Source organism: Sphingobium sp. (assembly GCF_048594625.1).
Taxonomy (GTDB): domain Bacteria; phylum Pseudomonadota; class Alphaproteobacteria; order Sphingomonadales; family Sphingomonadaceae; genus Sphingobium.
Genome location: NZ_JBMDWL010000132.1, coordinates 1 through 6,538 on the forward strand (window position 1 = coordinate 1; position 6,538 = coordinate 6,538).

Sequence of the window (6,538 nt, forward strand, 5' to 3'; positions counted from 1 at the left end):
TAACACGTTAAACGTAGCACCGGCGCATGACGCTCTCAAGACGAAAGCGCCGCCACCCCCGGGAGTTCGCGCCCTTCCATCCACTCCAGGAACGCGCCGCCCGCGGTCGAGACGAAGGTGAAGTCGTCGCCGACGCCGGCATGGTTGAGCGCCGCGACGGTATCGCCGCCGCCAGCGACGGAGGTCAACTGACCTTCCTTCGTCAGCGCCGCCGCCGTCTTTGCCAGCGCGACGGTCGCCGCGTCGAAGGGCGCGATTTCGAACGCGCCCAGCGGGCCGTTCCACACCAGCGTGCGGCAGTTTTTGAGCGCATCGCCCAGCGCCTCCACAGCGGCTGGACCGACGTCGAGGATCATTTCATCTTCGGCGACTTCGTGCACGTTGCAGGTGCGAAGGGACGCCGGGTTGGCGGCAAATTCCTTCGCCACGACCACGTCATAGGGTAGATGGATGATGCAACCAGCCGCTTCCGCCGCGTCGAAAATGGCTTCGGCGGTGTCGCTCAGATCCTTTTCACACAGCGATTTGCCGACATCGACGCCACGCGCGTAAAGGAAGGTATTGGCCATGCCGCCGCCGATGATCAGGTGATCGACCTTCTTCACCAGATTGTTGAGGACGTCGAGCTTGGTCGACACTTTCGCTCCGCCGACAACGGCGGCGACCGGCGTCACCGGCTCACCCAGCGCGGCCTGAAGCGCGTCCAGCTCCTTTTCCATCGAACGGCCGGCAAAGGCGGGCAGCCTGTGCGCCAGCCCTTCGGTCGACGCATGGGCACGGTGCGCGGCGGAGAATGCGTCGTTGACATACAGGTCGGCGATGGCGGCCATGGCGTCGACCAGCGCCGGGTCGTTCTTTTCCTCGCCGGGATGGAAGCGCGTATTTTCAAGAATGGCGATGTCGCCATTGCGCATCACCTTGATTCCGTCGGCGGCGGCTTCGCCCTGACAGTCGGGGATGAACTGCACTTCGCGGCCCAGCACCTGCGTCAGCGGACGGGTGATTTTCGACAGCGAATATTCCGGGTTCTTCTGCCCCTTGGGGCGACCGAAATGGGCGAGGATCAGCACCTTTGCGCCGCGGTCGGCCAGTTCCAGCACGGTCGGCATCGCCGCGCGCAGGCGGGTGTCGTCGCTGACGGAGCCGTCCTGCATGGGGACGTTCAGATCTTCGCGCACCAGCACGATCTTGCCGGTGATGTCGCCCATGTCGTCGAGCGTCTTGAAGGGCTTGGTCATATATCTTCCCCTGAATACTCAGCCCCGTTCGGGCTGAGCCTGTCGAAGCCCTGTCCTGTTCCTTGCAGAAAAGAAAAGGCCCTTCGACAAGCTCAGGGCGAACGGAGATTATCCGTTCGTTATATTACAGGAACTTCGCGACGACACCGGTCGTGTCGATCATGCGGTTCGAAAAACCCCATTCATTGTCGTACCAGCTGAGCACGCGGACCAGCTTGCCTTCGATCACGGCCGTTTCCAGGCTGTCGACGGTGGAGCTGCGCGCATCGCCATTATAGTCGATCGACACCAGCGGTTCGTCCGAATAGCCCAGCACGCCCTTGAGCGGGCCAGCTTCCGAAGCGGCCTTGAGCAGGCCGTTGACTTCCTCGACAGTGGTGTCGCGGCTGGGGATGAATTTCAGGTCTACGACCGACACGTTCGGGGTCGGCACGCGGACCGACGAGCCGTCCAGCTTGCCCTTGAGCGCGGGCAGAACTTCGCCCACGGCGCGGGCGGCGCCGGTGGTGGTCGGGATCATCGACAGGGCAGCGGCGCGGGCGCGACGCATATCCTTGTGGATCTGGTCCAGCGTGTTCTGATCGTTGGTGTAGCTGTGGATCGTGGTCATGAAGCCGCGTTCGATGCCGATCGCGTCATGCAATACCTTCGCCAGCGGGGCGAGGCAGTTGGTGGTGCAGCTGGCGTTGGAGATCACGATGTCGTCGGCGGTCAGCGTGTCGTGGTTGACGCCGAACACGACGGTCTTGTCGACATTGGTGCCGGGGGCCGAGATGACGACGCGCTTGGCACCGGCGGTCAGGTGGGCGCTGGCCTTGTCCTTCGTGGTGAAGATGCCGGTGCATTCCAGCGCGATTTCGACGCCGAGGTCGCCGTGCGGCAGGTTGGCGGGGTCGCGCTCTGCCGTCACCTTGATCTTCTTGCCATCGACGACCAGGAAATCGCCGTCGACGCTGACGTCGCCTGCCCAGTTGCCGTGCACGGAGTCGCGCTTGAAGAGCAGCGCATTGGCCTTGGCGTCGCCCAGATCGTTGATGCTGACCAGTTCCAGGTCATGGTCGGTGCGCGACAGGATGGCGCGCGCCACCAGGCGGCCGATACGTCCAAAACCGTTAATTGCTACCTTCGTTGCCACTGCACTAGCCTCCTGGGGTGTTGTTGTTCGGTTGGGTATGGGTGTTTCAGAGCGCGGCCGCGATCTGCGGCGCGATCTTCGCGGCGGTCAGGCCGAAATGGTCGTAGAGCGCTTCGGCAGGCGCGGATGCGCCGAAACTGTCGATGCCGAAGCGCAGCGTCGCATAGCGTTCCCAGCCAAAGGTGGTCCCCGCCTCGATCGACACGCGCAGGGCATCCGCGGGCAGGATGTCAGCCTTGTACGCGGCATCCTGCGCTTCGAAATGCGCCCAGCTGGGCATGGAGACGACATCGACACCGATGCCCTGTTCTTCCAGAGCCCTGGCCGTGTTGACGGCGATTTCGACTTCGGAGCCGGTGGCGACGATCACCACCTTGCGCGCGGCGGTGGCGGCGATCAGGCGATAGGCGCCCTTCGCCGACAGGTTCTCGCCCTTTTCAAGGCGCAGCTGCGGCAGGTTCTGACGCGTCAGCGCCAGCACCGACGGGCCGGTTGCATCCGTCAGCGCCAGTTCCCAGCATTCCGCCGTTTCGACGATGTCGGCCGGGCGATAGACGTCAAGGTTCGGGATCATGCGCATCGACATGACATGTTCGATCGGCTGATGGGTCGGGCCATCTTCGCCAAGGCCGATGCTGTCATGGGTGAGGACATGGATGACGCGCTGCTGCTGAAGCGCGGCGAGGCGGATGCCGGCACGCATATAGTCCGAAAAGACGAGGAAGGTGCCGCCATAGGGAATCACGCCGCCGTGCAGCGCCATGCCGTTCATGGCGCAGGCCATGCCAAATTCGCGGATGCCGTAATAGACATAACGACCGCTATAGTCGTCCTTGGTCAGCGGGCCGGTCGACTTGGTCTTGGTATTGTTGGAACCGGTCAGGTCAGCCGATCCGCCCAGCGTTTCGGGCAGCAGGTCGTTGATCGCGCCCAGCGCCAGTTCGCTCGCCTTGCGGGTCGCGACCTTCTGCGGGTTGGCGATCAGCGTATCGATATAGGCGGAAAGCGAGAAGTCGGCGGGCAGTTCGCCAGCCATGCGGCGGGCAAATTCCGCGCCCTTGTCGCTGTTTGCAAGGCGACCTTCCCATGCGGCGCGAACATCGCGCCCCTTCGCACCGATCGCCTTCCATGCGTCGGCAATGTCGGCCGGGACGACGAAGGGCTCGGCAGTCCAGCCCAGAAATTCGCGCGCGGCGGCGACTTCTGCCTCACCCAGCGCGGAACCATGGACGCCCGACGTGCCAGCCTTGTTCGGCGCACCATAGCCGATCTTGGTGGCGCAGGCGACGATCGAGGGGCGGCTGTCGGCGACCGCTTCGTCCAGTGCGCGGCGGACGTCAGCGACGTCATGACCATCGCACGACACTACATGCCAGCCGGTCGCGGCGTAGCGGGCCAGCACATCTTCGCTGCTGGACAGGTCGACAGCGCCGTCGATGGTGATCTTGTTATCGTCCCACAGTACGATCAGGCGGCCGAGGTTCAGGTGCCCGGCAAGGCCGATGGCTTCATGGTTGATGCCTTCCATCAGGCAGCCGTCACCGGCAATCACCCAGGTGCGGTGATCGACCAGATCGTCGCCGAACTGCGCATTGAGATGCCGTTCCGCAATCGCCATGCCGACGGCGGTGGCCAGGCCCGAACCGAGCGGACCAGTGGTCGCTTCCACGCCTGCCAGTTCGAAATTTTCCGGGTGACCGGCGCAGGGGCTGTGCAGCTGACGGAAGTTCGCGATGTCTTCGATCGTGGGCTTGGCATAGCCGGTCAGGTGCAGCAGCGAATAGATCAGCATTGATCCATGGCCCGCCGACAGGACGAAACGGTCGCGGTCGGCCCATTTGGGCTGGGTCGGGTCGAATTTCAGATGGTCGCTGAACAGCACCGTGGCGACATCCGCCATACCCATCGGCATGCCCGGATGGCCGCTATTGGCGGCCTGTACGGCGTCCATGGAAAGCGCCCGAATGGCGTTGGCGAGCGACTTTTCGGAAACGGTCATCTGGGCGGGCGTCTTTCCTGAAAAACAAGCAGTAGGAGCAGCGCCCGCTCATGCGCAGGCGAGTCGAGGTCGCGCATCCTTTGTAGCGTCCAGTCCCATGCGTCAACCATGGCGGGGTATGAACCGCCGGATGCGCGGGCCGACCTGCCCGAAAGACCGCTTTTGCACAGGCTTGAGATTCGCTATGCACAGACGATGGCAAGCGACCGCATGATGCAGGCGATCGGCACGCTGGAGCGTGCGGTGAGTCGGCTTGAACAGGATGTGTCGGGGCTGATCGCATCAGCCGCCGCCAGTCCCGCCCCCACGCTGGATCAGGGGGCAGCCCGCGCGGCATTGCGATCCCTCGACGATCTGATCGACACGCTGAAAGGGCAGGCGCATGGCTGAAACCACGCTGATCATCGCCGGGCGCCATTATCCGATCCATTGCCGCGATGGGGAAGAGGCGCATCTGGCACACCTCGCCACGCTGATAGAAGGCAAGGCGCGGATGGCGCAGCAGAATGCACCGGGGCTGACGGAGGTGCGGACATTGCTGTTCGCGGCGCTGTTTCTGGCGGACGAACTCAACGATCTGAAGCGCGAAAGCGCGGGGCGGCAGGCGCGATTGCAACTGGAAAGCGAAGACGAACCGGGCGCGCAGGCGATCGAGGCATTGGCCGCACGGATAGAAAAGCTGCGCGACCGACTTGCCGTGGACGCCGACAACGTCTAAATTGATCGGTGACGGGCACTGCGCGGTACGAGCTTTAGCGAACATCCCTGAGGCGATAATCACATCCACGGGGGCTGTCCCTGGGCGGGTTCCGGCCCGATCTACATGGTCCCCACCTGACGTTGAGGCGTCAGAGGATATTCCAGCAAACGGCCGAGGTGGTCCCGTCACCCTTTACGCGCATTGCGCGCGCCGCAATGTCAACGCAGGGTTGCCATGAAGGCATGTCGATTGCCAGAACGCGGCATCCCCACCACCGATGGACGCCCATGACCGACGCTCAGCCCGACAAGACGACCCTGCGCGCCATCGCGCGACAGCGGCGGAGCAATTTTGTCGCTTCGCTCGATCCGCTGGCGCATCGGCTGGCGTTCCGGGCCGTCCCGTCGCCGCTGGCACGGCGGATGGATGGTGCGCAGGTGGTCGCCATCTATATGGGGCTGGACGATGAGGCTCCTGCCCAGCGCATGGCCGCGCAATTGCAGGCAATGGGAAAGATCGTCGCCCTGCCCCGCGTTCTTGACCGCCTTGGCAGCATGGATTTCCTGATCTGGCCGACGGACGGCCAGCTGGTGCCCGGCCTGTTCCATACCAGCCATCCCGAACCGGTCGGCGATCCGGTGTCGCCCGACGTCATCATCGCCCCGCTGGTCGGGTTCGACCGGGCCATGAACCGGCTGGGCCAGGGCGGCGGCTATTATGATCGCGCCTTTGCCCGCCATCCCGATGCGCTGCGCGTCGGCATGGCATGGTCCGCGCAGGAAATCGACGCGGTGCCCGCAGACCCATGGGATCTGCCGCTGGACATCATCATGACCGAAGTCGAACTGATCGAAGGCCAGAGCGCAGAAAGACCCCAGGCATGAGCATCGATCCGCGCCATTATCACCAGCCAAGCTGGCGCAAGCCCGCGGGCATACTGGCGATCATGCTGTTGATCACGCTGTGGGCGGTGATGGTGGCCAGCCTGTCTGGCCTGATCGGCGCGTTGCCGGTATGGGCGCAGGTGCCGGTCTATATTTTCTTGGGGATCATCTGGATCTGGATCTTGCCGCTGAAGCGGCTGCTGGCCTGGATGGAAACCGGCCGCTGGAAATAAATTCCTTCATTTCCACCGCTTGCCTGAGCGGTGGCGCGAGTGACGGGGCTCGAACCCGCGACCTCCGGCGTGACAGGCCGGCACTCTAACCAACTGAGCTACACCCGCGTAGGCGCTGCATCCTGTTTCGGCTGAAAAGCCGCCAGATGATGCAATATCTGGAAAGTTCACCTCCCGGTCAAGGAAGGTGGCGCGAGTGACGGGGCTCGAACCCGCGACCTCCGGCGTGACAGGCCGGCACTCTAACCAACTGAGCTACACCCGCGCAGGGACGCTTCGGGATGCCCGTCGCGTCGTTGGTTGGCGGTGGATTAAGCGGTCGCATCCGGGCTGTCAAGCGCGCCGACGC

At 63.9% G+C, this 6,538-nt stretch carries 7 protein-coding genes and 2 tRNA genes; 4 read left to right on the forward strand and 5 right to left on the reverse strand.

Features of this window, described 5'->3' with window-relative positions; translation table 11 throughout:
- Nucleotides 1–35: 35 nt before the first annotated feature.
- From ACOJSJ_RS16805 to tkt, 3 genes are all read right to left on the reverse strand, one after another.
- Nucleotides 36–1,238: a phosphoglycerate kinase gene (locus ACOJSJ_RS16805; RefSeq protein WP_420146107.1), complete on the reverse strand. Its 1,203-nt coding sequence runs from the start codon at nucleotides 1,236–1,238 to the stop codon at nucleotides 36–38.
- A gap of 124 nt (nucleotides 1,239–1,362) precedes the next feature.
- Complete coding sequence (gene gap, locus ACOJSJ_RS16810) at nucleotides 1,363–2,373, reverse strand: type I glyceraldehyde-3-phosphate dehydrogenase (RefSeq protein ID WP_420146108.1); 1,011 nt, start codon at nucleotides 2,371–2,373, stop codon at nucleotides 1,363–1,365.
- Between the two features lie 46 nt (nucleotides 2,374–2,419).
- The gene (tkt, locus tag ACOJSJ_RS16815; RefSeq protein WP_420146109.1) at nucleotides 2,420–4,372 is read right to left on the reverse strand and encodes a transketolase; all 1,953 of its coding nucleotides are present in this window, start codon (nucleotides 4,370–4,372) and stop codon (nucleotides 2,420–2,422) included.
- A gap of 108 nt (nucleotides 4,373–4,480) precedes the next feature.
- On the opposite strand from tkt, the gene ACOJSJ_RS16820 reads away from it, so the two are divergent.
- From ACOJSJ_RS16820 to ACOJSJ_RS16835, 4 genes are all read left to right on the forward strand, one after another.
- Entirely contained in the window at nucleotides 4,481–4,762 is a 282-nt protein-coding gene (locus ACOJSJ_RS16820; RefSeq protein WP_420146110.1) for a hypothetical protein, read from the forward strand.
- Nucleotides 4,755–5,090 carry a cell division protein ZapA gene (locus ACOJSJ_RS16825; protein WP_420146111.1) on the forward strand — a complete coding sequence of 112 codons (336 nt, stop codon included), beginning with the start codon at nucleotides 4,755–4,757 and terminating at the stop codon, nucleotides 5,088–5,090. The genes ACOJSJ_RS16820 and ACOJSJ_RS16825 overlap by 8 nt, the downstream gene beginning before the upstream one ends.
- Nucleotides 5,091–5,359: 269 nt before the next feature.
- Nucleotides 5,360–5,956 carry a 5-formyltetrahydrofolate cyclo-ligase gene (locus tag ACOJSJ_RS16830; protein WP_420146112.1) on the forward strand — a complete coding sequence of 199 codons (597 nt, stop codon included), beginning with the start codon at nucleotides 5,360–5,362 and terminating at the stop codon, nucleotides 5,954–5,956.
- A complete protein-coding gene (locus ACOJSJ_RS16835; RefSeq protein ID WP_420146113.1) occupies nucleotides 5,953–6,189 on the forward strand; it encodes a DUF2842 domain-containing protein in 237 nt (78 codons plus the stop codon). Before ACOJSJ_RS16830 ends, ACOJSJ_RS16835 begins: the two co-directional genes overlap by 4 nt.
- A 31-nt stretch (nucleotides 6,190–6,220) precedes the next feature.
- Here the strand turns inward: ACOJSJ_RS16835 and ACOJSJ_RS16840 are convergent.
- Both ACOJSJ_RS16840 and ACOJSJ_RS16845 read right to left on the reverse strand, forming a co-directional pair.
- A tRNA-Asp gene (locus ACOJSJ_RS16840) sits at nucleotides 6,221–6,297 on the reverse strand.
- Between the two features lie 80 nt (nucleotides 6,298–6,377).
- Nucleotides 6,378–6,454, reverse strand: a tRNA-Asp gene (locus ACOJSJ_RS16845).
- Nucleotides 6,455–6,538 lie beyond the last annotated feature (84 nt).